The sequence below is a fragment of the Paenibacillus sp. BC26 genome, assembly GCF_900116125.1.
Classification (GTDB): Bacteria; Bacillota; Bacilli; order Paenibacillales; family Paenibacillaceae; genus Paenibacillus_Z; species Paenibacillus_Z lignilyticus.
In genome coordinates this window covers 444,956-470,775 of record NZ_FPAD01000004.1, presented here as the reverse complement: position 1 = coordinate 470,775, position 25,820 = coordinate 444,956, and the positions used below count along the sequence as shown (strand labels likewise).

Annotated in this window: 21 protein-coding genes; 15 read left to right on the top strand and 6 right to left on the bottom strand. The window is 53.7% G+C overall.

Features of this window, described 5'->3' with window-relative positions; genetic code table 11:
- Positions 1-125: 125 nt before the first annotated feature.
- From BM412_RS25580 to BM412_RS25535, 10 genes are all read left to right on the top strand, one after another.
- Entirely contained in the window at positions 126-593 is a 468-nt protein-coding gene (locus BM412_RS25580) for a chemotaxis protein CheD (protein ID WP_177246087.1), read from the top strand.
- Between the two features lie 91 nt (positions 594-684).
- Complete coding sequence (locus tag BM412_RS25575; protein ID WP_177246086.1) at positions 685-2,088, top strand: sensor domain-containing diguanylate cyclase; 1,404 nt, start codon at positions 685-687, stop codon at positions 2,086-2,088.
- Positions 2,089-2,748, top strand: coding sequence for a ribonuclease H (rnhA, locus tag BM412_RS25570; RefSeq protein WP_091224524.1), 660 nt, complete (start codon positions 2,089-2,091; stop codon positions 2,746-2,748).
- 45 nt (positions 2,749-2,793) lie between these two features.
- Positions 2,794-3,102 (top strand): thioredoxin family protein, encoded by a 309-nt coding sequence (locus tag BM412_RS25565; RefSeq protein WP_091224523.1) that lies wholly within the window; start codon positions 2,794-2,796, stop codon positions 3,100-3,102.
- A 199-nt stretch (positions 3,103-3,301) separates the two neighbouring features.
- Complete coding sequence (locus tag BM412_RS25560) at positions 3,302-5,587, top strand: bifunctional diguanylate cyclase/phosphodiesterase (protein WP_091224522.1); 2,286 nt, start codon at positions 3,302-3,304, stop codon at positions 5,585-5,587.
- A 2-nt stretch (positions 5,588-5,589) separates the two neighbouring features.
- Entirely contained in the window at positions 5,590-6,942 is a 1,353-nt protein-coding gene (locus BM412_RS25555; protein WP_091224521.1) for an ABC transporter substrate-binding protein, read from the top strand.
- A gap of 140 nt (positions 6,943-7,082) precedes the next feature.
- Entirely contained in the window at positions 7,083-8,168 is a 1,086-nt protein-coding gene (locus tag BM412_RS25550; RefSeq protein WP_091224520.1) for a glycoside hydrolase family 172 protein, read from the top strand.
- 101 nt (positions 8,169-8,269) lie between these two features.
- Positions 8,270-9,559: a M48 family metallopeptidase gene (locus BM412_RS25545; RefSeq protein ID WP_091224519.1), complete on the top strand. Its 1,290-nt coding sequence runs from the start codon at positions 8,270-8,272 to the stop codon at positions 9,557-9,559.
- Entirely contained in the window at positions 9,552-10,292 is a 741-nt protein-coding gene (locus BM412_RS25540) for an alpha/beta hydrolase family protein (RefSeq protein WP_091224517.1), read from the top strand. The genes BM412_RS25545 and BM412_RS25540 overlap by 8 nt, the downstream gene beginning before the upstream one ends.
- 92 nt (positions 10,293-10,384) lie before the next feature.
- A complete protein-coding gene (locus tag BM412_RS25535; RefSeq protein WP_091224515.1) occupies positions 10,385-11,263 on the top strand; it encodes an ROK family protein in 879 nt (292 codons plus the stop codon).
- Between the two features lie 539 nt (positions 11,264-11,802).
- Here the strand turns inward: BM412_RS25535 and BM412_RS25530 are convergent.
- Genes BM412_RS25530 through BM412_RS25520 form a run of 3 tightly spaced genes read right to left on the bottom strand, consistent with a single transcriptional unit; the run spans position 11,803 to position 15,577 of the window.
- A complete protein-coding gene (locus tag BM412_RS25530) occupies positions 11,803-12,117 on the bottom strand; it encodes a TfoX/Sxy family protein (protein ID WP_091224514.1) in 315 nt (104 codons plus the stop codon).
- Between the two features lie 11 nt (positions 12,118-12,128).
- The gene (locus BM412_RS25525; protein ID WP_091224512.1) at positions 12,129-14,498 is read right to left on the bottom strand and encodes an alpha-L-rhamnosidase-related protein; all 2,370 of its coding nucleotides are present in this window, start codon (positions 14,496-14,498) and stop codon (positions 12,129-12,131) included.
- An 8-nt stretch (positions 14,499-14,506) separates the two neighbouring features.
- The gene (locus BM412_RS25520) at positions 14,507-15,577 is read right to left on the bottom strand and encodes a LacI family DNA-binding transcriptional regulator (protein ID WP_091224510.1); all 1,071 of its coding nucleotides are present in this window, start codon (positions 15,575-15,577) and stop codon (positions 14,507-14,509) included.
- A gap of 478 nt (positions 15,578-16,055) precedes the next feature.
- On the opposite strand from BM412_RS25520, the gene BM412_RS25515 reads away from it, so the two are divergent.
- Complete coding sequence (locus BM412_RS25515; RefSeq protein WP_091224508.1) at positions 16,056-16,616, top strand: hypothetical protein; 561 nt, start codon at positions 16,056-16,058, stop codon at positions 16,614-16,616.
- Between the two features lie 96 nt (positions 16,617-16,712).
- Here the strand turns inward: BM412_RS25515 and BM412_RS25510 are convergent, their stop codons facing one another.
- On the bottom strand, positions 16,713-16,961 hold the full coding sequence (locus BM412_RS25510) for a hypothetical protein (RefSeq protein ID WP_091224507.1): 249 nt from the start codon (positions 16,959-16,961) through the stop codon (positions 16,713-16,715).
- Between the two features lie 144 nt (positions 16,962-17,105).
- Here BM412_RS25510 and BM412_RS25505 point away from each other — a divergent pair, with 144 nt between their 5' ends.
- The gene (locus BM412_RS25505) at positions 17,106-18,326 is read left to right on the top strand and encodes a WD40/YVTN/BNR-like repeat-containing protein (protein ID WP_091224505.1); all 1,221 of its coding nucleotides are present in this window, start codon (positions 17,106-17,108) and stop codon (positions 18,324-18,326) included.
- A 42-nt stretch (positions 18,327-18,368) separates the two neighbouring features.
- The gene (locus BM412_RS25500) at positions 18,369-18,758 is read left to right on the top strand and encodes a VOC family protein (RefSeq protein ID WP_091224504.1); all 390 of its coding nucleotides are present in this window, start codon (positions 18,369-18,371) and stop codon (positions 18,756-18,758) included.
- 70 nt (positions 18,759-18,828) lie between these two features.
- Here the strand turns inward: BM412_RS25500 and BM412_RS25495 are convergent, their stop codons facing one another.
- Together BM412_RS25495 and BM412_RS25490 are read right to left on the bottom strand one after the other, a co-directional pair.
- A complete protein-coding gene (locus BM412_RS25495) occupies positions 18,829-22,158 on the bottom strand; it encodes a DEAD/DEAH box helicase (protein ID WP_091224502.1) in 3,330 nt (1,109 codons plus the stop codon).
- A gap of 173 nt (positions 22,159-22,331) precedes the next feature.
- Complete coding sequence (locus BM412_RS25490) at positions 22,332-22,886, bottom strand: PadR family transcriptional regulator (protein ID WP_143111702.1); 555 nt, start codon at positions 22,884-22,886, stop codon at positions 22,332-22,334.
- A gap of 124 nt (positions 22,887-23,010) precedes the next feature.
- On the opposite strand from BM412_RS25490, the gene BM412_RS25485 reads away from it, so the two are divergent.
- A complete protein-coding gene (locus BM412_RS25485) occupies positions 23,011-24,474 on the top strand; it encodes a DHA2 family efflux MFS transporter permease subunit (RefSeq protein ID WP_256256591.1) in 1,464 nt (487 codons plus the stop codon).
- A gap of 862 nt (positions 24,475-25,336) precedes the next feature.
- The gene (locus tag BM412_RS25480; RefSeq protein ID WP_091224497.1) at positions 25,337-25,765 is read left to right on the top strand and encodes an SRPBCC family protein; all 429 of its coding nucleotides are present in this window, start codon (positions 25,337-25,339) and stop codon (positions 25,763-25,765) included.
- The last annotated feature ends 55 nt before the right edge of the window (positions 25,766-25,820 follow it).

The window sequence follows — 25,820 nt, the reverse complement described above, 5'->3', positions numbered from 1 at the left end:
TGAAAAGTATGAGTGAAACTTTTGTGGGATACCACTTGTATTCTAGAAAAGATCTAACATTTTCTTGCTATACTGACAAAGCAGCAAACAAATGTAACCGCCACAGGGGATTGGAGTCAGTCAGCATGAATAGAGTCGTTGGATTGGGAGAATGGGTTTGTTCAGGCAACCAAGTAGAGACTATCACAACCTTCTCCCTATCCACCTGTGTGGCGGTTACAGCTTACTGCCCGGTAAAGAAAGTAGCGGGCTTAATTCATATTGTGCTTCCGCAGCCGCTTTCCGCGAAGGACGAGGTCAGACGGCCGGGCCATTTTGCCACAACGGGCGTTCCATTACTTATTCGCAAGATGGTGGAGCAGTTTGGCTGCCGCAAGCACAACCTGATAATCCAGCTGTTCGGAGGCGCACAGCCGAAGAAGCGGGATTATTTCCGGATTGGAAGCCGCAACTTGGAGCAAGTGCAGCTCATGCTGCAGCGTATGAATATAGAGCCAACTAAGGCAGAAGTCGGCGGGCATGTAAGTCGTACGCTAATTATGAGTGTCAAGACAGGCGAGATTAAACTCTCGACGTTACCTCTCAGTTCGTAAGAAGAGTACACGATTACCGACATGACATCTAGAGGAAATTCACCATTGTTGTCGAATGAGGACTGATAACCTATCAAGCAGGTGCGCAGACATGACGACTTGGACCGGTACGACCACAATCATAGGTACATTTGCAGCGGCTCTCTTATGGGGCCGCTTCTATTACGTTCGGATGCGCAGAGCGGGAGCGCAGTTCAAGGCGCTTCAGTTGGAATATGCGACTTTGCTGCGCGAGCAGCAGGGGATTACGTTCAAAATAAAGAAGATCGACGGCCGGTATTGTTACACGATGGCTGACGGTCAACTGTTCTATAGGCTCGGGCTGACGCAAGCGGACATCGGCAAGACGATGGAGGATATCTTCCCGGAGAGCATGCATGCTTATATTAGAAGCATTTATGACCGGGCATGGGCAGGCGAACAGTTTCAATATGAATCCGAGCTAAAGGGATATACCTATCTGAACAGTGTCATGCCCATTAAGAAAGAAGGCCGAACGGTGGAAGTCATCATCGTTGGCAGCGACATTACCGAGCGGAAGAAAGCAGAGAAGGACACGCAAGAGAGTGAAGACCGCTATCGCCGCTTAGTGGATTTGTCTCCTGATGCGATTATGGTGATCGGGAACAGTAAGCTTGTACTGGCCAATCAGAAGGCCGTACAATATTTGGGTGACGGCAGTCTCGAGAAGTTAATGGAGCGTCCGCTTCCGACGATCGTGCATCCGGATTATTTGACCAGAGCAAGCAAGCATGTCCAGCAAGTGCTCGAGAGAAGGGATGTCCTGCGGCCTTTCGAGAGCGTCTATTTGCGCTTGGATGGGCAGCCGTTTGATGTCGAAGTGACGGCATCCTGGATGCAATATAACGGCGAGTCTGCCGTTATGGTTATTTTCCGGGACATCACGCAGCGCAAGCTGGAGAAACGGCAATTGCAGGAATCGAATAAGCTGCTTTCTCAGCTGGCCCATGTCGACGGATTGACGGGCATCGCCAACCGCAGGTTTTTTGACGATATGTTCGATAAAGAATGGGAGCTGGCCGTTCAGGGGGAGCTTCCGTTGTCGGTTATCCTTTGCGACATCGACTATTTTAAAGCGTATAATGATAGCTACGGGCATCAAGAAGGGGATACCTGCTTGCGGCAGGTGGCCGGTGTACTGAACCGTTTACCGCTGGCGAACGGCGGTTTGGTCGCGCGTTATGGCGGAGAGGAATTTATTATTCTGCTGCCGGAGACGAACCTGGAAGATGCGGCGGCGATCGGCGGCATGCTGGGCGACAGCATGATGAAGCTGGCGATTCCGCACCGTGCTTCCCGCGTCAGCAGCTCGGTTACGATTAGTGTAGGCGTGGCAGCAATAACGCCGACAGCCTGGGCAGATAAAGAAGTGCTCGTTCGTCATGCGGACACGGCGCTCTATGAAGCGAAGCAGCAGGGACGGAATCAAATGAAAGTCTATGGCAGTGAATCTATGGTTAAAGAAGGTGTGTAGGTGGCGAAGCAGAAGTTTTATGTCGTTTGGGTAGGGAGAAAGCCGGGCGTATACAGCAATTGGAGTGAGTGCCAGGCTCAAACAAGCGGGTTTGACGATGCGAAATTCAAGTCCTATGAAACAAGGGCTGCGGCCGACGAAGCCTATCAAGGCGGCTGGAAGAAGCACTGGGGACAAGGCGGCGGAAGCGCCGGAAGCAGCTCCGGGCAGAGCTTTAAACGAAAGAGCGCCGCAGCGGAAGCGGGAAGCGAAGAGATCGATTACAACAGCATCTCCGTAGACGTGGGAACGAACGGTAATCCCGGACCCGTGGAATATAAAGGCGTGGATACGCAAACAGGCGAAGTGATCTTCGCCGTAGGCCCGATATCCAAAGGCACGAACAATCTCGGAGAGTTTCTCGCCATTGTGCATGGACTGGCTTATTTAAAGAAGCTTGGCAGCAATAAGACGGTGTACAGCGATTCGATGAATGCACTCAAATGGGTGAGGCAGAAGGAAGTATCCTCGACGCTTGTCAGGGATGCGTCAACGGCAGAAATATGGGGCATGGTAGACCGTGCCGTCAAGTGGCTGCAAACCAATACGTATTCGAATAAAGTGCTGAAGTGGCAGACGAAGCAGTGGGGCGAAATTAAAGCGGATTACGGGCGTAAATAAGCGTCCGTTCTACGCTGAATACAGGTAGATGAACGGAGCAGGCATATGGCTTTTCAAGAGATTACCGAACAGGAATGGCTGGGAGAACCCAAAGCGGAGAAGGAGCGGGAAGCGATCTACTTCTTCACGCCTCTCTGCGGGACATGCAAGCTGGGGCTGCGAATGCTCGAAATCGCGGCAGCGGCCGGCAGCACAACGCCGATTAGGACGATGAATATCAATTTCTCGCCGACTCTGCGAGACGGATGGCGAATTACAAGCGTGCCTTGTCTGGTCCTTCTGGAGGGCGGAGAACCGGTCCGTTTCGAATACGCCATGAGGTCTGTCGATGACCTGTATCGACTGCTTAAGTAACGTTCCTTTCTTCATAGAAAGGGGCGTTTTTTTCATTTTTTTTGAGAAAAAATAGAAATCTAACAGTTACTAAATAACTTTACTAACGACTGTGTGGTACATTAGTATCAGATTAGTCCAAAAGCACGATTTATGGTGAAATTTGTCGAAAATACCGCTTTACTATCATACTAGAAGCTGATTGAGGAGGCGGGGTTTGTTGAAGGCGAATTTCAAGCCCTTTCTGTTTATATTATTATGCTCTACCTTGCTGGTCGCCGGAATCAGCTTCTTCTCATACTCGCAGTCCAAGTCCATTCTGAAAGAGAAGATGACGCTCTCGACGCAGCAGATGGTGATGCAGTCTGTCGATAAATTGAACCTCATGTTACGGAGTTACGAGGACCTGACCTATAACTTTATTACAGACAACGTGATCTTAGCCAACTTGGCCGAGTACAGCAGCGACCGCAGCGGCCAGCTGGATCGCTATACCGCTGCGAATGCCATCAAAACAACCATTGCAGTCCGTTTCTTCAGCAAAGGCGAAATTACGGCCGTTCACCTCTTGCCTCAGGATTCCAAACTGAAAGCCATTACGACGAATCCCCCTGATGTACCCAGCATCGATTACATACATTCAGACTGGTATAAACAAGCACTGGCCGGAGGCAGGACAACATGGCATGAAACGAAGAGTACGGGCTACATGTCCGGCTTGTCGTCGTTTGCGATCAGCCGCAGTTTGACGCTGAGCTCCGGACAACGCTATCTGCTTATGGTCGAAATCAGTACTCATGTGCTGAACGATACGCTGTCCGAGAGACAGCTCGGCGACAGCGGCGAGATCGTACTGCTGGATGGCGGCAATCATCTGCTAAGCCCGGCTCATGGTGCAACTGAAGGACAGGTTTACTCGATTCCTTCTCTGAACCAGGCCAATATCGACAAAGATGCATCCTTATCGACGATCGACACCGCTACGATCAAGGTGAACGGTAAAAAGCAGCTCATTGTCGCAGGCAGGCTGTCCGTCGCGTATTGGAAGGTAGAGGCAGTCATTCCGGTCTCGGAGCTGGTGAAGGATACAAGTAAAATTCGCAATACAACGCTCGCAAGTGTGATTATCATCGCGATCGTGACGTATTTGCTCAATTATTTGTACCAACGCAGGCGAAGTGATGCCAGAATCCGCTATATGGCCTATCATGACCATCTGACGGACTTAGCGAATCGCAAGCTGTTTAACGAGCTCTTGGAGAAGGAGATCGGCATTGCCAAGCAGCAGGGGCAGCGTTTTGCCGTATTGTTTATCGATTTAGACCGACTCAAGATTATTAACGATACGTTCGGACATGGCGCTGGCGATAAGCTGCTTGTCGATATTTCGGGCAAGCTGAAGCGGCAGCTCGATAAAGCCTTTACCATTGCGCGATTTGGCGGAGATGAGTTTCTCGTGCTGATGCCTCAAATCGGCGATTATGACGAGGTTGAAACGGTTATTTATGAAATCGCGGCGCTTATCCAGCAGCCTATCTATTATCAGGATAAAGAATTGTTCGTTTCCGCCAGCATCGGCGTTAGTATTTATCCGCTGCATGGCGAGGACGGACAGTCGCTCATCAAGAATGCGGATATGGCCATGTACAGCGTCAAGGAAAGCGGGCGCAGCAGCCACAGGTTTTACGATGCCGCGATGGATAAGAAGTCGTACGGCAACCTGTCGCTGGAGCGGGATTTGCGCAAGGCGCTGGAGAGAGAGCAGCTGCTGCTGATGTATCAGCCGCAATTTGAACTCGCAACCGGGCGAATCGCCGGCGTCGAGGCACTGGTCAGGTGGAGACATCATGAGCATGGGCTCATTTCACCGGCTGAATTCATCCCGATTGCCGAGGATTCCCGCCTAATCATTCCGATAGGTGAGTGGATTCTATATACAGCCTGCAAGCAGAATAAGGCATGGCAGGATGCCGGATTGCCCGCGGTGCAGGTTTCCGTCAACTTATCCATTCATCAATTCCAGAACAACGGCATTATTGAAACAGTATCGAACATCTTGCGGCAGACCGGTCTCGAACCTCAGTATCTGGAGCTTGAAATTACGGAATCTATAGCGATGCAGGATGTCGAGAAGGTCATTCTTACGCTGCAGGGGCTGTCCGAGCTGGGCGTCAAAATATCCATCGATGATTTTGGAACAGGCTACTCTTCACTCAGTTATTTGAAGAACTTCCCCATTCATCGACTCAAGGTGGACAAGTCCTTCTTGGACGATATGATCGAGAACCCGAAGGAACGTGCGATTGTCGGAGCCATTATCGTCATGTCGCACAGCTTGAATTTGAGCGTAACCGCCGAAGGCGTCGAGACGATGGAGCAAGTGAAGCTGCTCAGCGAACTGAATTGCGATGATGTTCAGGGATACATATTCAGCAGCCCTCTCTCGCCGGAGGACTGCGCGAGTCGTCTAGTCGAAAATGTCAGTTATGCAGGCAGGAGGCCATAGCTATGGGAGTACATCCTATTAGAAAGCTGCGTCCGTTTGTTTTCGCATTCATGATGTTGACCGTGGCCGCAGGCTGCAGCGTCAAGAACAATTCGAATTCGAAAGATGCGAGTCTCATGAGCGAGCCGGTACAAGCGAATACGCCATCGGAGAAGGTTACCCTTAAGATGATGGAGAGTTTGACGAACCCGCAGCGAACGGGCATTCTGAAAGAACAGCTTGCGGCGTTCGAGGCGGAGAACCCGCTGATTCATGTGGAACTGATCTCGCCGCCATTCGACCAAGCGGACGAGACGATTCGAACGATGCTCGCTGCCAAACAAGATCTGGACGTGATCGAGGTACGGGATGTCAATATTGCCGATTATGTGAGTAAACAGTATATCGATCCCTTGGATACATATGCAGCGAATTGGAAGGATTTCTCGACCGTGGCGGATATTCCGCTGAATGTGGGCAGCGTGGAGGGACAAATTTATTTTCTGGCCAATGGCTTGTATGAACGGCAGCTCTATTACCGCAAGGATTGGTTCGACAGTCAGAAGCTGAAGCCGCCGACAACGTGGCAGGAGCTGTATGAGACGGCGGTGAAGCTGACCGATCGCAGCAAGAACCGTTACGGATTCTCCTTCCGCGGAGCGAAGGGAGCCAATTCGATCTTTGATACGATGATTCGGACGTACAACGGCGATCAGTTGGATCAGGATGACGGCGCCTTCCGCAAGGACGGCTCGAGTGCGTATTCGTCGCCTGAAGCGGAGCAGGCACTTTCGTTGTTTGCCTTGCTCTATAAGAACGCCTCGCCGGAGGAATCCTTGTATTTTGGTTTTGAAGAGCAGGTTAATGCATTCACCTCGGGTCAGACGGCGATGCTGCTTCAAGATTCGGATGTCATCCAGACGCTTCAGGCCAAAATGCCGCCGGACACTTGGGCTACGGCTCCGATGCCCACAGGTCCGAACGGGAAAGCGTTAATTACAGTCGGAGCGGCAGGCTGGGGAATTCCCGCACAATCGCTGCACAAGGAAGAGGCGTGGAAGCTGATTGCGTATCTGTCGAGCCCGGAGCAAAACATCTCCTTCGGCAAACGGTACGGATTGGTGCCGATTCATACGACTGCTGCTACGGATCCTTTTTTTATGACCGGACCTTATCAGCCTTTAATCGAGATGACCAATGATCCCGATAAATATAGGTACTATCGACTGCCGATCCAGTATCCAAGCTACTTGGAATGGGAGAAACGATCCACCAAAGCGGAGCAGCAGATGCTCCTCGGGGAAGCAACGGTGAAGGAAACACTGAAGGCGTGGGACGCCTTTTGGAAAGAACAGAAGGCACTCATGCATCGTTAATAACAGCAGGTCCGCCATTTGGGTGGACTTGCTTTTTTTTACAAAAAAACGTTGACAGTTTGTCCCAAGCGGGAGTAGCATAGGTGCCATGTTACAAACAGTAAACCGTTTTCATTCTAACGTAGGGAGTGTACAGCGACTTGTATAACTTTAATGGTTTGGATTTGGGAATTGGAAACTTAGCGAGACTGTCGAACGCCGTAACAAGATCGATCAGCCCGGAAAACTTTACGGGTGAGCCGGGTAAGGGCGGCATGGCCGCTGAAGGTACAGGTGCAAACTGCGCGCGTGACTTGGGTGTAGGCTGGAAGGTATCGCCGTCGGTCCAAATTGCAGCAGGAGAAACGCTTACGATGGGTGAAATTGCCGGACCCGGTGCGATTCAACATATTTGGCTTACCTGTCATCCCGGTTCGTGGCGCAACTTGATTTTCCGCATTTATTGGGACAATGAAGAGACGCCTTCCGTGGAAGTGCCTGTCGGCGATTTCTTCTGTAATGGCTGGCAAGAGCGCTGCAATGTAAATTCGTTCCCGGTTGCGGTCAACCCGGCCGGCGGTATGAACAGCTATTGGCAAATGCCATTCCGCGGTTCGGCACGCCTTACGATGGAGAATACGTCTACATCCGAGAATGCTGTATTGTACTATCAAATCGACTACACCCTTACGGAAGTGCCGGAGGATATGGCGTATTTCCATGCTCAGTGGAGAAGAAGCAATCCGGTCGCTTACAAGGATGTTCATACCCTAATTGACGGCGTTAAAGGTAAAGGCCATTACGTGGGCACTTATCTTGCGTGGCAAGTCAACAATACCGGCTGGTGGGGCGAAGGCGAAATCAAGTTCTTCATGGACGGGGACAGCGAGTACCCGACGATCTGCGGAACAGGTACGGAGGATTATTTCGGCGGCGCTTGGAACTGGGAGCATCCGCAGGGCCAATATGGCGTGTACTCCACGCCGTTCCTCGGGATGCACCAAGTCATTAAGCCGGATGGCCTCTATCGCAGCCAACAGCGTTTCGGAATGTACCGCTGGCATGTGCAGGATCCGATTCGCTTCGAATCCGAGCTGCGCGTGACGATTCAAGATTTGGGCTGGCGATCCGGCGGCCGCTACCTGCCTCAGCAAAGCGATATCGCTTCGACGACCTTCTGGTATCAAGCGGAACCGCATGCGCCGTTCCCGACTTTGCCGGATAACGATGAGCGGGAAGTTATCTAATTAATGTGTTGCATAGGTTGAAGCCGGCTCAAGATGAGTCGGCTTCTTTTCTGTGCTATGATAATGACAACCTAAACATTGGAAAAGCAGGTGGTATCCCTATGCCTTCGCGTAAGTTCGCCGGGTTATGGAAATGGATCGCGCTAACAGCCGTCTATGCAGTCTTGATGGCTGTATATGTCTGGTTTACATCGCCGAATAATGTACCGGCTGCCTACGTCGGAACCGCTGGCGATCCGGCGACATTCTTCAGCGCGGAACAATTGAAAGACAGCGCAGTGTTAAACGCGATGCGCAATTGGATTTTCTTCATCAGCGGACCATGGGAATGGCTCATTTACTTGTTTCTGCTCTTCGGCGGTCTTGCTCGTTATTGGCGGGATGCACTGGAGCGCCGCGGGCTGCCGCTTGTTGTACGTTTTCCGCTTTTCGTGCTGCTTGTGGACGCGGCATCGTTTCTGCTTTATTTGCCGCTTCGCGTGCTGGGCTACAGCTTGTCGAAGTCGTACGGCATTACGACGCAGCCCGTGCCGGGGTGGATCCGGGATAAGCTGGTTGCCTTCGGTGTCGGCTATGTGACGCTGCTTGCCGTCTCTGCGGTTGCGTTCTGGATTCTCTCGCGCAAGGGCAGATGGTGGCTCAAGCTGTGGCTGATCTCGGTGCCGTTCACGGTGTTTATGATGTACGTGCAGCCGGTCGTCATTGATCCGCTGTACAATCATTTTACGGAGCTGTCTGATCCGCAGCTGGAGCAACGGATACTGGAGCTCGCTGCCAAAGCAGATATCCCGGCTGATCGCGTATATGAGGCGGATATGTCCACCAAGACAAACGCGATCAACGCTTATGTGTCCGGAATCGGCTCCTCGCTGCGCATCGTACTCTGGGACACGACGCTCAAGCAGCTGACCGAGCAGGAGATTCTGCTCATAATGGCGCATGAGATGGGACACTATGTGATGCACCACTTGGAGTGGAGCGCGCTCGGTGCCGTCGGTTCGTCGCTTGTGGTTATTGTAGTGGGCGGCTGGATCTATACATGGAGCATTCGCCGGTACGGGGAGCGTTTCGGCATTCGCAGCCGCTCCGATATGACGGCATTGCCGCTCTTGCTGCTGATTATCGCGGTTCTGTCCTTCGCTTCGCTGCCGGTTAGCAATTTCGTGTCGCGGGGGGCGGAATCCGCAGCCGATGCGTATGCGATGGATTTGCTCGGCAGCGCGGACGGCTCGGTCTCGATGCAGCAGAAGACCGCGGTTATTACGCTAAGCGATATAAACCCGCCGCCGCTGGTGCACTGGTTCCGGGATACGCATCCGAGCGACCTGGAGCGGATTGCCGCGGCTATGAAATTCGAACGCGAGCATAAAGGGGAAAGCACGCATGAGTAATCCTCCTGTTGCAAAAGGAGAGATCTCGCTTTATCTGCTTAGCGGTCTGGCGACTGCGCCGCAATTCATGGAGAGCTTTCGCGCGGCGCTGCATGCTATACTGACTCGAGAAGGCTACGAGGTATGTGCTTCACAGCTGCTCTTCCCGTATGGGGATTGGAGCCGGAACGTTATCCCGCAGCTCTGGGAGATCGGGCGTGATATGCGGCTTAGCCCCCAGGGGGCTAAGCGCTCTATCGGCGGGAGGCGAGTCGTCGCGGACATTCAGGCCGGCCGGCTTCGCCGCGGGCAGCATGGAGGCCGGACGATTCTGATCGGCCACAGCGGCGGCGGCGTTGCCGCCGTGCAAGCCGCGAAGCTTCTGCTTGAGCAGGAGGGCGGCGCGCCGAGCCCGGTTGTGATGATTGGCTCGCCGCGATGCCGCATTGCGGAAGAGCTGCGGCAGTCGGTGTTGTTCGTTCACGCCACCGCGGAGTCGGAATTGGCTAGCGATCGAGCGGTGGATACGATCAGCCGGCTGGGCACCTTCGGCGGCTGGGCTCGCGGGCGGCGCGGCTTCCTGCCGGTATGGCAGCCGGATAAGCATGGGCCGGCCGGAGCCTGCGGCGTACCGATTATTGGCAAACATGCGGATTACTTTCGAGAGCATGCCCCGTATACGAATCGGATGGGCTTGTCGAACCAGTGGCTGACGCTGCAGGCGGTATGGGGCTGGCTTAGCGGAATCATCTAGAACAAAGTCTTGCTGTTCTTTGGTAATTTTGCTATTTTGCATAATAGACAAACTAATTATGGTGACACAACGACTGGGAGGAACTGGGGATCATGCTTATTGGAGCGGTGGAAGCCGGCGGCACGAAATTTGTTTGCGGGATCGGTAATGAGAAAGGCGAAATTCTGGATCGGGTAAGCTTCCCGACCGAGCAGCCGGAGAAGACGCTGGCGAACGTGATCGCGTATTTCGGCGAGAAAGAAGTAGAAGCAATCGGGATCGGCTCGTTCGGTCCGATTAACATTGATCCGGCCAGCCCGTTATACGGCTATGTGACGACAACGCCGAAGCCGGGCTGGGGCAACTATCCGTTCCTGCCGGAGCTGCGCAAGGTGTTCGACGTTCCGTTTGGCTGGGATACCGATGTAAACGCAGCTGCACTGGGCGAAGCCACTTGGGGCGCGGCTGCCGGACTGGACAGCTGCCTGTATTACACGATCGGTACCGGTGTCGGTGTCGGCGTCTATGCGGAAGGCAAGCTGGTGCATGGTTTGGTTCATCCGGAGGGCGGACATGTGCTCACGCGTCGCCATCCGGAAGATACGTACGAAGGCTTCTGCCCGTATCATGGCGATTGCTTGGAAGGGATGGCCGCAGGTCCTGCGCTTGAGGGCCGTTGGAAAGTGAAGGGCAGCGAGCTTGCGCCGGAGCATCCGGCTTGGGCGATGGAGGCTTTCTATATCGGTCAGGCTGTGTCGAGCGCGGTCCTGCTCATGTCGCCGAAGCGCATTATTCTGGGCGGCGGCGTTATGCACCAGGAGCATCTCTTCCCGCTGATCCGTGAAGAGGTACGCAAGAACCTGAACGGTTACGTCAGCGCGGAAGCCTTGCTGGGCGGCATCGACGAGTACATCGTGCCACCGGGCCTTGGCGACAACGCCGGCTTGAGCGGCGCGTTGGCACTTGGCCTGCGCGCGCTGGGCGCGAAATAAATAAAAAACGAGCCACGGTGTGGCTCGTTTTTTATTTTAGGAAGAACGATTGTCACACGGCGCATTCCAACTCTTGTGGCAATTTCATCGCGCACACGTCGCATTCCAATTCTAACGGTTGTGACAGAGGCTATTCTGCCTAAATAGTCTCTATTTATTTTCTAACGGTTGCCAGTGAGCTTATTTGATCGTTTTCCACGGGAAATCGACCCATTTGCTGCAAATAACGCCTGTCACAACCGTTAGCGTTTCAAATAGGCTTATTTTCATCAAATAGCCACGCTGGCAACCGTTAAAGTTCGGTTCATCAAGCATAGACAATAAAGTGGCTGCCCTAGACTATCTCGGCAGCTGACCGATGAGAGCTTCGGCTTCAAGAAGCGGTCGAAGGGACCGGTTCCAAGAACCCCGGTCCGGTAAACGAATAAAAAAAGAGGCCCATAACGGCCTCTTTTTTTGTGCAGCTCTATCCGCGAAGCGAAGCGAGAGATTGTTCATGTCTGTGAAACGGAGCTCGATACAATTCCGCTTTCTTTCCGCTACTCGGTCAGCGAGCGCACATAGCGCAGCGCGGTGCCGGAGAGCTCTTCCCACTGATCGGCGTGGTCTGGCGGGACCTGGATCCAGCCCTTCATCGCTTTGCCGGGGGACGGCTCGAATGTCCCCGCGCCTTCGAGAGCTGCAGCGCCGTTGTCCGCCGGCAGCTTAAAGACCATGTTGCCACGGTGGAACATGGCAAAGGCTTTCTTATTGATTTTCAAACATTTGGCGCCGAACATGCTGCCCTTCACGACCTCATCGCTCATGACCAGTTGATCGCCGATTTCGTTATACAACTGCTCATAGTGCGACATACTCGTTCCTCCTACTCCTCACGGACAAGCGGTTTCCCGCTGAAATTGCGGACTTCAATCGTAAGCTGCGGCGGTGCCGTGATGCGATACCGAAGCTCGCCGTCCTCGATGCGCCATTCCAGTTCAACAAGCCCTTCCGGCGTCGGCAGTTTCCCGCTGCACCATTGCAGCGACGTGTCCGTGAAGGCGATCGACAGCTTGTTCTGCTTCAGATCGAGCGACTCGATGCCAAGCGCATCGCGGTACAAACTGCGAACGACATGGGAGGCGAAGCCGTGGTTGCAGCTGGCCGTCGTCCGGTTATGCTCCCAGAGCGTCCCGGTTTGCTCCGCCATGCGGCCGAAGAAAGCCTTAATCTCCTCCAGCAGCTGTGTGGAGGCACCTAGCTGCGATAACAGCTCCATGCGCAAATAATAACCGATAAACGCATTGGCAGGATGAATCTCGCTGATATCCGCGATTGTCGGTTCATCCGCACCGCGGCTTGGGCTGAAATCATGAACAAGGCTCGCGTACCACTCGCGCTGTTCCTCAGGATCCGCGATCCCGAAGAAGGCTGCGTAGTATTGGCACACTTCGGTGCGGTTGTCGGTCATTTCGATTTCGTCGTCCGCATTCTCAATCGCTTGGTCAATAAAGAACTCCCCATCGAACGAGAATTCCCGGATGACTTGTTTGAGTGCAGCGCCTTGCGCGAGATAGTCCGAGTTCGTATATAATCTTCCTGCCGCTTCTAAAGCTCCGGCATAGAGCATGTTGGAAGGGAAATTAATGCCGCTAACAAAGCTGTTTGCCTTCGACCATTCGATGAACACCCAGCTCTCCAAATTCTCCAGCAGTCCAAATTCATTATGGAAGCCTTCAAAATAACGCAGCAGCGCATCCACTCGCGGCTGCAAAGATCGGATTAGCGTCTCATCCCCGCCGCGGAAACGGAATTCTTCCAGCTGGATAATGAACCACAGCGACCAGTTGGGAATGAATTCGCCATTGCAATGATCTGCGGGATAACACATAGGCAGCATGCCCTCCGGCAGAGGAGCGAAGAGCTCCGGCAGCGCGAAGTTTTCGAGGAAATTGTGTTCAATGATGGAGTGACCGGTCAAATCGGCTTCCACACGGGCGGTGAAGAAGCTGTCGCACAACCAGCCTGCTCGTTCGCGAGAAGGGCAGTCCATGAAAAGATCTACGGCATTCTGGCGGAACGACTCCCGCGCAGCTTCAAAGATCTTACTCAGCGCCTCATCGGAACTGTTGAACTCGGCACGATCCGTATCTGGATTTGCGTATTCTCGCAAGGAGCAGCCAGAGAGGAGACAGTCACCCTCCAGAACTACGATTTTCATATATTTCAGCGTATACGGTTCAATCGACTCAAATGCATAAGCGCCTGGCTCACAAGTCAGATAGATGATATTCGAGCATTCCAGCCGCAGATGGTCGACATCGCCATTCGTGAGAATCTCATCGAATGTAATCGCAATGCGCGAGACACGCGAACAAGAGAATTGAATGCCGATAAACCCGGATAGATTGCGGTCAAAAGCAAAAATCGATGTGTCGTGTGTGCCAAACGCAAGCGGTTTTCCTTCATACGCCTCTGCAGCGGTTTCGCTCCGCAAGCTCGTTTCGAACTCGCCCAGCTCATCGGTAGGCAGGAGCGCAAGCTCGCCAAGCTCGAAGCCTTTAAACAACGGCCCAATTCCGGTCAACGCACGATCTCGCCAAGGGGTACCGGCATTTGAGCGTTGCGCAACCGTGCCGGAGGCAGCAATTGCAGCCGGAGCTTTCACCGCGAAGTCGGGATAACTTACCCGCCGCGGCAGAAGCTTTTTCTCTTCCACAGCATCCCAAGCCGCAGGAGAAGCGGGGAACGAATCCATATTCGTACGCCACTCATGGACAGGTGCAGCCAATTGATAGGCCTCCATAAAAGCACGCTGGAAGCTGTACCTCTGCACCTTCTGCACACGTTCCGGAAGCACGAACACGTCGAAGCCTCGCGCCGGATCGCCTGTTGCAGCCGTGACAACGCCATTAATCTCAACCTCTGCCTGGACGAAAGAAGGCTGATCAAGCGTATAGAAGCTGTTCACATTGTAGCCGGCTACTTCAACGGCGACGATGTTCAAGCCTTCTTGTATAACATTCGGGGAGAGCTCCCACTCATCCACGCGGTAATAGCCATGCGGTCCTGCCGCCGGGCCATGTCCGCAAAAATGGCCATTCACATAGACGCGATAACGGGAGGAAGCCGTGACTCTAACAATTCGGCGTTCAGCTCCATGAGTAGTCCCTTGAAACCGAGCTCTGAAGCCGCCGGTACAATTCATTTCCTTCTCTAACCCTTTCGGCCAAATGGGCCGTGCGTATTGAAACATATGAAATCCTACCTCCCGGAATGGTTTATATTCTGATTCGCGCCGCCACAGCTGGACCTAATAATGAGCTCCGAGGGGATGACGATATTCTGAGCGCTGCGTTCTTTCTTGCGGGTGAGCAGTTTATAGAGAAGCCTTGCGCCTTCCTTGCCGACCTCGTACAGGTCTGTCGTCACCGATGAAATGCCATGCTTCTCGGCGAGCTCGGAATTCTCGAAGCTGATGAGCGCCAGATCATTGGGGATGGAGATCCCATGCGCCTTGGCATACTCGCATACCCCGACAGCTTGAGTGTCCCGACCGGATACGATGGCAGTCGGCGGCTCCTTCAGGCTTAGAAAAGCATCCGTGGCGCGGAAGCCGCTTTCTTCATACTCGTCACCGATAAACAGATACTCCTCGCGGTACCGAATTCCCGCCTCTTCAAGTGCATCGCGATAGCCTTCCAGCCGATCCTCGCAGACGAGATACTCCAGCGGACCCGGGCTGATGAAGGCGATTCTCGTATGCCCGAGCGCAAGCATATGCTGCACGTTGCGATAGGCGATATCGTAATTATCGACGTCGACGGAGTTGACCTGATTCTTCAGTCCGTTGCTGCCAATGATGACGACGGGAAAATGATGCTCGAGCAGCTCCTCGATAACCGAGGAATCGTGGCTGGGCAGGCAGATGAGCAGCCCGTCCATGGCACGCTCGCGCATCAGCTTGATAAGCTTGGGTGTCTTGGCTTTATGGCCGAGATTATCCCAGGAGATAAGCAGATTGTAATCCTTCTGATCCAGAATCTCGCCGATGCCTTGCAGCAGATGGGTAAACACGCTGTTGCCTGCAAAGGAGAAGAAGCCGGAAGCAGGCTGAGGGGTAAATAAGCAAATATTGTTCGTCCTGCGCGTGACAAGGCCGCGGGCAGCCGAGTTCGGCTGATAGTTCAGCCGTTTGATGACCTCGAAGATGCGTTCCTTCGTTTCGGGTGCGACAGGGGCGGTCCCGTTAAAGGCGAAAGAAACGGTGGAAATCGATACGCCGGCTTCTCGCGCAATATCTTTGATCGTGACGCTGCGGTCTGATTTTTTCATCGCTCGCACCTTCTAAAAACGTTTTATAGGGGTAACGTAGCATACCGATCTGAGAGCGTCAATATATGGAATTTGTTACGCGGAATAAGGGGAAAGCAGAGGGACAAGCCGCTTTACGCGCGACGGCATGGCTGCTGAAGGACCTGTTCAGCGGCATTGAATAATCTCAGTGGTCTAGCTAGCGATAGGTGCAGGGACAAGCGCTGTCGCTCTCCCACTCCCGACCGCCTAAGTTCGCTCTAACGAATCTCAGAGGTCTTATTTCAACCCAATGAGCGAGTTTGAAAATCTAACGAAAACGGCCTCGAGCTGGATCGAATCCGAAGTCGGCCTTTGGCGTATGGTGGGAAGGTTGGCTGGCGCGAGACGCTCAATTAAAACGTTTTACACCTCGCAAGCGCGACATGATTTCATAATTGCCAGGGTATACTCAGTACTGCATACTGGTAAAGAGTACCTTGGGAGGAGGAGATGGATTTTGAACCGAATTGCGCAAACCGTTCCATATGGCTATGAGCCGCCTAAAGAGCAGCTGAAAGGAACCATGATCGTGTACGATTCTTTCCAGCGCATGTCGAACGAGAGTCTTGCTTTTGTGGTGGAAACGGCGGAGAAGCTTCGTTTTGCGAAGTTGGTGCTGTATCCGCTGCATGAAGAGACCATCAGGCGAATGACGAAGGAAACGGTACTTCCTTATTACAAAAGATTGGATCGGCTGCATGATTGGAAGCGTGAGCTTGAAGCCGGGCATGAAGCCGGCAGAATCGGAAGCGGCGGGCTAACGATAATCATAGAGGGGCTGGAAGGGAAACGGAAGAAATATACGCCGATCGAGGCAGCGCTGCGCCATCTGGCAGAGTCCTACCCATCGCCTTACTTCTTGTATGTCACCCCGGAGACGGCAAATCTGTTCGCCTCTTACTCTTCTTTCGAGGAATGGATCGTTAAATTAAGACTGCTGCTGGCCTCCAAACCCTCCAAAGCGCTGCATCCCAAGCTGGAGCAGTATCGTCATCGCTGGAACGTCGCAGGCGAATAACAACATGCAAACAAGCCCCGGCACTTAATAAAGTGATCGAGGGCTTTTTTCGATTTAGTCAGGAATCGGTTGCAGGTGGGGCTGATTGTTAGAGGGTTAGGCGGCTTTCGAAGGAGAAAGGGGCTTGTTCGTATTGCGGTCCGCGATGATGCGGAGTTCTTGAAGCAAGACGTTCAGTTCGTTGCGCAGATCGCTCAGTTCTTTGCTGCAGCGGGCTTGAAGCTTGTTTAACTCGCGGTCCGACAGTTGATTTTGTTTCACTTGGTAGATCAGTTTGTTGGTCATCGTATCACTTTCGCTCAACCTTGTAGTATAGATGATGCCGGAATTCAAAGACGCGGACATGGTGCAGCTCCTTCGTGGCTTATTTGAGCCCAGTATAGCAACGAATGATTAGAGGAAGATGTGAGAATTGTAAAAGCAATGTTAGAATTTGGTCCTATGTCCTGCAACTGGCCGCGTCGTTCACTCGTCAGAGGAAGAAGAGATATGGAATTGGCAATGTTGGGTAATCAAGCCTATGAGGTGATGGAGATGGAAAGAGGAAAAAGATTGGCGATGCTGGCGATTGCTGTACTGCTGGGGACATCTTTATTGGTGCCGGCGGGCTATAACGGTGCTGCACAGGCGGCTGCGCCGGAACCGGAAGCCTCGGCAACTTGCAGAACCGATGATCACGGACTGAATGTAAAGGCGATGACGGATACGGACGCTCCCCATATCCAAGCGATTCAGTTCTTAGGCGCCACTACCGGACGTGCTGCAGGGAACGGCTTCATGATCGGCACATCGGATGGCGGTTGCCACTGGCAAGCGATCTATAACACGGGCAAGCTGAGCTTCAGCCAGATGGAGTTCTTGACCAACTCGGTCGGCTATGTGCTGGCGAGGACGAGCGCAACGAAGCAGAACACGCTGCTGAAAACGACAAATGGCGGCTCCGACTACACGTGGGTGCCGACAGGGCAGTATGGGTTTGAACGGATTGATTTTCTGAATGAGCAAGTGGGTTATGGATTTACGCGCGCGTTCACGTTCAAGACTGCGAATGGCGGCAAGACATGGACGAAGGTGACGACACCGCCGAACTCGCGCTATGTGCATTTCATAACGGAGGATAAAGGCTGGGTTATTACGGTGCTGGCTGCAGGCGGGTATGAGGTGAAACGGACGATTGACGGCGGTCGCCACTGGACCGATTCGCTCAAGGTAAAAGCAACCGTTAATTATGGCGGAGCCATCTATGGCACGGACAGCTCGGATATCTGGGTGATGCTGTACGGCGATTCCGGGATGTCGCAGACGTCCTACTCGCTGTTCCATACCACGGATGCAGGTGCTCACTGGAAGCAAGTAATCTCGCATCCTACTGCGGGAGGCGGACCGGCGCCGGGACCGGCAGCCCCTGCGGGCACGCTTAACGGACCGGCGGGAAGACCGACGGATATGGCGGTAATCGGGCGCAAAGCGGCATTCCTGGTTGCCGGAAGCGGTGCGCTGGATACGCTGCAATTCGGCCGATCGCTTGATGATGGCCGGACATGGAGCAATCTGCCGATAGCCGTGCCCGGGTATGAAGCGAAGCTTTCGTTCCTATCCCCGGCAACCGGCTACTTGGCGGTAACGAGCCTTTCGAAGTCCGGCGTTTACCGGACGTCCGATGGCGGGAAGACGTGGACGAAACGATTTTCGCTGCCGGAACCTCGTTAAATGATGGTATAATGGTGGTAAAAAAGGCGGTGAACGAGCGCGATGATTCACCACGAGGGCGTTCATCATGTGAGCTTGATCGTGACCGATATCGAGCGGGCGAAGGCATTTTATCAGAATGTGATCGGCTTGCGGGAGATCCAGCGGCCGGCGTTTGATTTTGAAGGGGCTTGGTATGCCGTTGGCGACGGCGGTCAGCAGCTGCATCTGCTCGTGCATGAAGGCGAGACGAAGCGCACCGGCGGGATTGATACGCGAGATGGCCATTTTGCCATTCGCGTGGCCGACTTCGACGAAACGATCCGGTGGCTGGACCAATGCGGCATTCCGCATCGTCACAACCGCAACAGCATCACGGGTTTCTCTCAGATCTTCCTGCTCGACCCCGATCATAATGTGATCGAGCTCAATGCCGCACGGCATGATTCTTAAGTAGAAAAAAGACCGAGTCCGAACGCGTAACCGTTACGCGGGGGAGTCGGTCTTTTTTTGTGCTGCGATGCTATCCTTCGATCATGAGCAGCTCCTGAATTTCTTCAGCGGTGAGGGCAGAGAGCGCCTCTTGGCCGGGCTGGATCACTTCGTCGATCAGGTTCTTCTTGCGCTGCTGCAGCTCGTACATTTTGTCCTCGACGGTGCCTTCGGAGACCAGGCGAATGACTTGGACGACCTTCTTCTGACCGATGCGATGCGCGCGGTCGGCGGCTTGCTGCTCAACAGCGGGGTTCCACCAGAGATCGTAGAGAATGACCGTGTCTGCCCCGGTGAGGTTAAGCCCCGTTCCGCCGGCTTTAAGCGAGATGAGGAACAAATCCCGCTCGCCGTCGTTGAATCGGCTGCTCAGTTCGGCGCGTTCCGAAGAAGGCGTGCTGCCATCCAAGTAGAAATGGGGGATTTCGCGACGGTTCAATTCCAGCTTGATGATCTTCAGCATCTCCACGAACTGCGAGAATACGAGCAGCCGCTTGCCCGCCTCCCGGCATTCGTCGATAAGCTCCAGCAGCTGCTCAAGCTTGGCCGAACTGCCCGAATAGTCCTCGATGAACAAGGCGGGGTGACAGCATAACTGGCGCAGCCGGGTGAGACCGGCCAAGATGCGGATCCGATTCTTATGCAGCGTATCCTTGTTCAGATGCTTCAGCGTCTCCTCGCGTAGCTTGGCGAGATAGGCCGCATACAGCTTCTTCTGCTCCGGCAGCAGCTTCGACACCTGCGTGGACTCGATCTTCTCCGGCAGCTCCTTCAGCACGTCGGTCTTCACGCGGCGCAGCAAGAACGGACGCGAGCGCTTCGCGACGACTTCGCGCGGCAGATCGCCGAAGGCGCGCCTTGCCGGGAAGAGCTCGGGGCATACGGCATCGAAAATCGACCATAGATCCTCCAGCCGATTCTCGACCGGCGTCCCCGTTAGCGCAAAGCGATGCCGCGCTTGAAGCAGCTTGACGCTTTGCGCTGTCTGAGTCGTGTAATTCTTGAATGCTTGCGCCTCGTCGAGTATCAGCGTATGGAAGGACATGCCCGCATAAGCTTCGATATCCCGGCGGAGCAGCGGATAGGACGTAATCAAGACATCAAGGGTCGAATCCCTCCGAAGGATAGCGTCCCGTTCTTGTTTCGTGCCGTCAACAATCGCTACGCGAAGGTTAGGCGCGAATTTACGCAGCTCATTGCGCCAATTGTAGGTGATGGAAGCGGGAGCGACGATCAGTGCAGGCAGCCGTTCTTCGCGAATATCCGGAAGGAACGATTGCAGGAATGCGATAGCCTGTACGGTCTTGCCAAGCCCCATATCGTCAGCAAGAATGCCGCCGAACCCATACTGGGCTAAGGTCCGCATCCATTGATAGCCATAGCTTTGATAGTCGCGCAGCACGCCGGCCATTCCTTCGGGCAGCTCGAAATCCAGGTTATCGGGATTTCGCAGGTTCTCGAGCAGCTGTCGGAGCGGTTTATCGATCTTGACCGAGCTGCCTTGCCTCGGCGTATCCATTAGATGCAGACCGCGGAAGAGCGGGATGGAAATGCCGGAATCGCGCAGATCCTTCAGCGTGAAACGGGCTTCGTTAATCATGCGAATGATTTCCTGCATGGCCTCCGTCTCAAGCGGCATGAGAGCGCCGGTCGCCAAGCGGTGATATTTTCGCTTCTCCTCGATCGATTTGAGCAGCTTGCGAATTTCGGCCTCGGGTATTCCCTCGATATCGAATTTGAAATCCAGCCAATTCGTCCGTTCGTTGAACTGGACTTTCACGATCGGCGGCACGCTGCCCGTATGGATGCGCGTCCGCACAGCCGAGGTGGCATGTACCGTCAGCAGCTTCTCAAGCTGCGGCACGACATGATAGAGGAAGTGATATTCGCTGTCTTCGTCGCCTAAGAAGTAGCCTGCTTCCGTCTTGGCGAATGACGCTTCTTCCATCAGCGTGAGGATTTGGCGCTCCTGCTCGCCATCGCGCACGAGAATCGGCCCGTTCGTGCGGACCTCGCTCTCCGACTCCAGCGGATTGATGATCAGGTCGCCATAGTGAAATTCCAGCGCGGCCAATAGTCTGTCCCGGACGCGGTCGAGGAACAGCTTGGCCTTAAGCGGCCGATGGGTGATACGGCGCGACACTTCCTCCGCGATATGGACCGTGCCCAGCTTCAGCAGCTCCGGTACGACGCGCTCCATGAAGGGCTCGATTTGGTCCGGCAAAATCGGGATATACGGCAATGAGGACCGCTCTTGCAGCTGCTGCAGCTCTGCCAGTCGGCGGCAAGCCGCAGGCGGCAGCTCGATCAGTCTGCCTTCAGCGAGAACAAGACCGTAAGCTTCGATAACGACCAGCTGGTCCAAGCCTTGTGCATGAATGTGGTAGCTGCCTCGCTCGCGATCTTGTTCTCCTCGTTCGTTAAGCTGCTGAAGATCGAAAGTCAGCGGAGGAAGCTGTTCCTCGGAAATAGCAATGGCTGGATAAACGGTATTGCCTTGTTCGAGTAACGTCGAAGGCGCGCTGAGCAGCGTAGCGAGAAGAGACTTCCAAGCACCGGGCGGAATCGGAAGCATGCGCTGCCCGCTGAGCGGAGCCGCATGCATGGCGTAGACGCTCGATGTTTCTTGGTATAAGCGTTCCTGCTGCAGCACCGCGATCAACTGCCGGATCACCTCGAAGTCTTCCGGCAGGAAGCTGTGCAGCAGCGGATCATAGAGGAACGATTTGGCTATCGCACAAGGCTCGCCGAGTTCGATGCGGCGGAGAAACTCCCGAATTTGCTGTACGATTACCGGCCGCTTCGTTCCGACCTTGAGCTCGATGCCGAGCAGCAGCTTGCCGCCGCTGTACGTGAACGGCTTGCAGACGAAGGTGACGGCAAGCGGTTCGCGGGAATCGAACCGTGTTTGGGCACCGCGAAACGACTTTTTCGTGTTGGCCGGTGCGAACATGGAGAGCAGCTCGCGGGCAAGCTCGCCGCTTTGCTTCGCCTTGTCGGCGAGGGAGGCGGAATCGGAAGCAGGGCTGCTGCCGGCTTGTCCGGTTTGTCCGCCCATCGGAGTGCGGCCGCTTTGCTGTGCATCGTACAAGAGCAATAGGACGGCCGCGACATGGGAGCAATACTTGTCATAGGAAGATAAGGAAGGGCAGGTACATTTGGCGGCAACGTCGCCATCGTCATCGAAACGGAGGCTCACCTCGAACGTTTCCTGCAGCTTCACAGTCGCCTCGCATCGCGCGGCGTCCGGATCATAATAGGTAACCGCTACTTTCCTACTGCGGAAAGCGGATTCCCCTTTCTTATAAGAAAGCTGTCCGCACATGGATAAGATGGCGGACTGCGTCAGATGGTAGCTCATGTGCGGTATTCCTTTCCTTTGTGCCCTATTGGGGAAGGTCTGCTAATGAAGCTCTATCAGCATCATAACCGTTTTGATTACGGCAGCACCAGTTTATTGCAATAAAAAAGAGCTCAAATCCGGATGTTTGCTGCCAGCCGGATCTCAGCTCTTCATTGTTTTACGATTTGTTTTTACGACTCGTCTTGCAGTTGTTCAAGCGCCCATTCCGCCCAGCTCAGATCAGACTGGATGGAGAACCGTCCTCGCTGCATCAGCAGCCGCATGCCCCGTGACGGAGCGGGTTCTTTGGTGGAATAGATTTCGATTTTGCGGTCCAGCCAGTGCAGCCTGTCGCGGCAGTAATTGACGCGCAGCTCCAGCTGGCGCTTAATGTCAGCCGGATTGCCTTGGTCCATGGCGAAGATTTTGAGCGTCAGCTCGTCGCGTGTCACCGGTTCGTTCGCAGGTACAGACAGCCAAGCGCGAAGCGCGTCCCGTCCCGTATCGGTGATCGAGTACACTTTCTTATCCGGCTTGTCCGTTTGGGTGACGAGCACGTGCCGAACGTAGCCATCGTTCTCCATTTGGGAAAGGAGCGGGTAGATTTGGCTGTGTTTGGCCGGCCAACAGGACTGGATCTTCAGCATCAGATCATAACCCGAATCCGGTGAATAAGAGAGAAAACTAAGAAGTCCATACGCAAGGGTGTTCATAGGCAGTCCCTTTCCATACGTAAGTTTTGACATATCGCTGGGAGTGGTATATGATTGTCATTGGTTTTGATTATATGTAAATACCGACATATATGCAACCGGCGCCGGGAGAGGTGCTTGTTCGAGATGATGCTCCGGTATTGAGGGGGAAATGAAGTTGACTGATCAGGAGCAGCAGGACAAAGTGAAGTTTTGGCCGATTATGACGGCGATCTTTGTCGGCTCTTTTTTGTGTGTTTTGGCATCCAGTACGATTAATATTGCGCTGCCGATTTTGCAGGACCATTTTCATACAACGCTAAGCTCCATTCAATGGACGCTGACCGGCTTTATGCTGGCGATGGGCACGCTTGCCCCGATCGTCGGTTATTTGGGAGAAAAATTCAGTTATAAGCGGCTTTATTTATTCGCGCTTATCGGATTCGTAGTAGCATCCGTGCTGTGCGCCGCATCGTGGGATGAATATTCGCTTATCGCTTTCCGGGTTATGCAGGGCGCATTCAGCGGTTTGATTTTGCCGGCATCGATGGCGATTATCTATCAAGTGGTTCCGCGCGAGAAACAAGCGATGGCGATTGCGCTGTGGTCGCTTGCCGCGATGATGGCTCCGGCAATCGGACCGACATTCAGCGGCTGGCTGCTGGAGAACTTTGCGTGGCAGTGGCTGTTCTTGATGAACATTCCGATCGGCTTGATTTCGATCGTGCTGGTGTTTGCTTTTATTCCTTACTATCGTCTCAGCGTGCCGAAGAGCTTCGATGGCATAGGATTTGTTACCGTCCTTGTCAGCAGTTCCTCGCTACTGCTCGCGCTTGGTCAAGGTCACAACTGGGGCTGGGATTCGGGCCGGATTATTTCGCTTCTCGTCGTAGGGGGCATTACGCTCGTGCTGTTTATTTGGCGGGAGCTTACGACCGATACGCCGCTGCTTGATCTGCGCGTATTTAAGAACGGACGTTATTCGTTGAACTTAATTATTACCATCGTTCTGACGATCAGCTTGTACTCCGGTACGTTCCTGACGCCGATCTTCCTGCAGCGCATTCAGCATGTATCCGCGATGGATACAGGGCTGATCTTGCTTCCGGCCTCACTCGCTATGGCTCTTATTATGCCCGTTGTGGGCAAATTGTATGGTAAAATCGGACCGCGCTGGCTGATGGCGATCGGAATTCCGCTGCTTGCGCTCGGTACGCTGACGCTGAGCTGGCTGAGTATCGACGTGTCTCACTCCTACATCCTCTGGTGGATGACGGTTCGTAACCTGGGTATCGCGATGGTTATGATGCCTGCGAGCAACGCGGCGATGGAGCAAATCCCGCGCCATCTGGTTGGTCACGCATCGTCGATCTCCAACTGGACGCGTAACGTATTCGGTTCCTTCGCGATTGCGATCTTCACCACGCTGCTTGCATCGCGTTCCGTTCAACACGGTACCGACCTGGCGATGGCCGGCGATACGAACGAGCTTCACATCGCCAACATGGCGTTCACGATGAGTGTCAACGACGTGTATCTGTTGGCTACATTGATTGCTGCCGTTGCCTTCCCGCTTGCGCTGTTCGTCGGCAAAGCGAAGCAGCCGAAGGTTGCTGTCGTGGAAGAACGCCAATCGGCGTAAATGGTTGAAAATGAACCTCCCCATTGTCTGATGAGACGATGGGGAGGTTTTTTTGCGCGTGTGGGGACGTGGAGAAGTAGGGGCTATGGTGCTGCAAGGTTGGTGGATGCACGATGCCTGCGGACCTGATGGATTTCTTCGATGATGCTGTACGGCTGGTGTCGGCGCGGGTGCTCTAGCGAAATCACAGAGGTCTTACTGGGGGCCGAGTTCGACGTTTCGGGATTCCGAAATCCGAATTCCGGATTCCGGATTCTAACGAATCCAGGAGGTCTTATTTGCCCCGTTTTGATCGCAAAAAAATTCTAACGAATCGTACAGGTCTTATTTAGTTAAATCATGGCATCAAACGGCCTTTTTGGACTAAATAAGACCTCTGTGATTCGTTAGAATTTATTAGCCGCCATTTGAGGCCAAATAAGACCTCCACGATTCGTTAGAATTCTCGAGATGCAACTTTGTGGCAGCATTCAGCTCAGCCGATTGGTTGGCGTGAACATTAGGGGCTCGACATGCAGCATTCAGCTCAGCTGATTGGTTTGCGTGAACATTAGGGGCTCGACTTGCAGCATTCAGCTCAGCTGACTGGTTGGAGAGAACAATTGGGGTTGGACATGCAGCATTCATGCGCTTAGTTTGCGGATGGCGCAAATGGCGGGATTTTGGATGCTGAAATATGGTATGGTGAGTAGAGTAAATGCGAGCTGATTGCAGCGAATAGATGGTGGCGGGAAGATGAGTCGGAGGGGGACAAGCGATATGCGATTTGCCATCTGCCGAACTTATGGCCCACTTCATCTTAAAGTAGGAAGCGGCAGCTCCGGCGGCCCACGAGAATCCAAATGAAAGAAGGTACAAATCAATGAACAACCTGACCAAATTTCGAATCGCCAGACCGGCGCATGAGCTGTTCGAAGCTTTCGCGGACCCTGCGAAAATCGGCAACTTCTGGTTCTCATCCAGCTCGGAGCGATGGGAGAAAGGCAAGTCGGTTACGCTGATTTACAAGGAGTACAATGCCGAGGTGGGCATTACGCTGCTCGAAGTTGAGGCGGATAAGCGAATCGTTTTTCAATGGGCCGGCGAGGAGAATATTGTCACCATCACCTTGGAAGAGCAGCCTGACGAGAGTACGATTATTGCCATTAACGAAGAGGGGTTTCAAGAGAATGATCCCGAGCTGCTCGGCAAAATCGTAGACAACAAAGAAGGCTGGGTGTTTGTGCTGTCGTGCTTGAAAGGGTACTTGGAGTTCGGCGTGACGGCGCTTCGGACAGGCATTGTTAAATAAATCCGCCAGGCAAAGGCAGTTCGGATTGGGACAGAGCAAGCTGTTCTCATCGGAG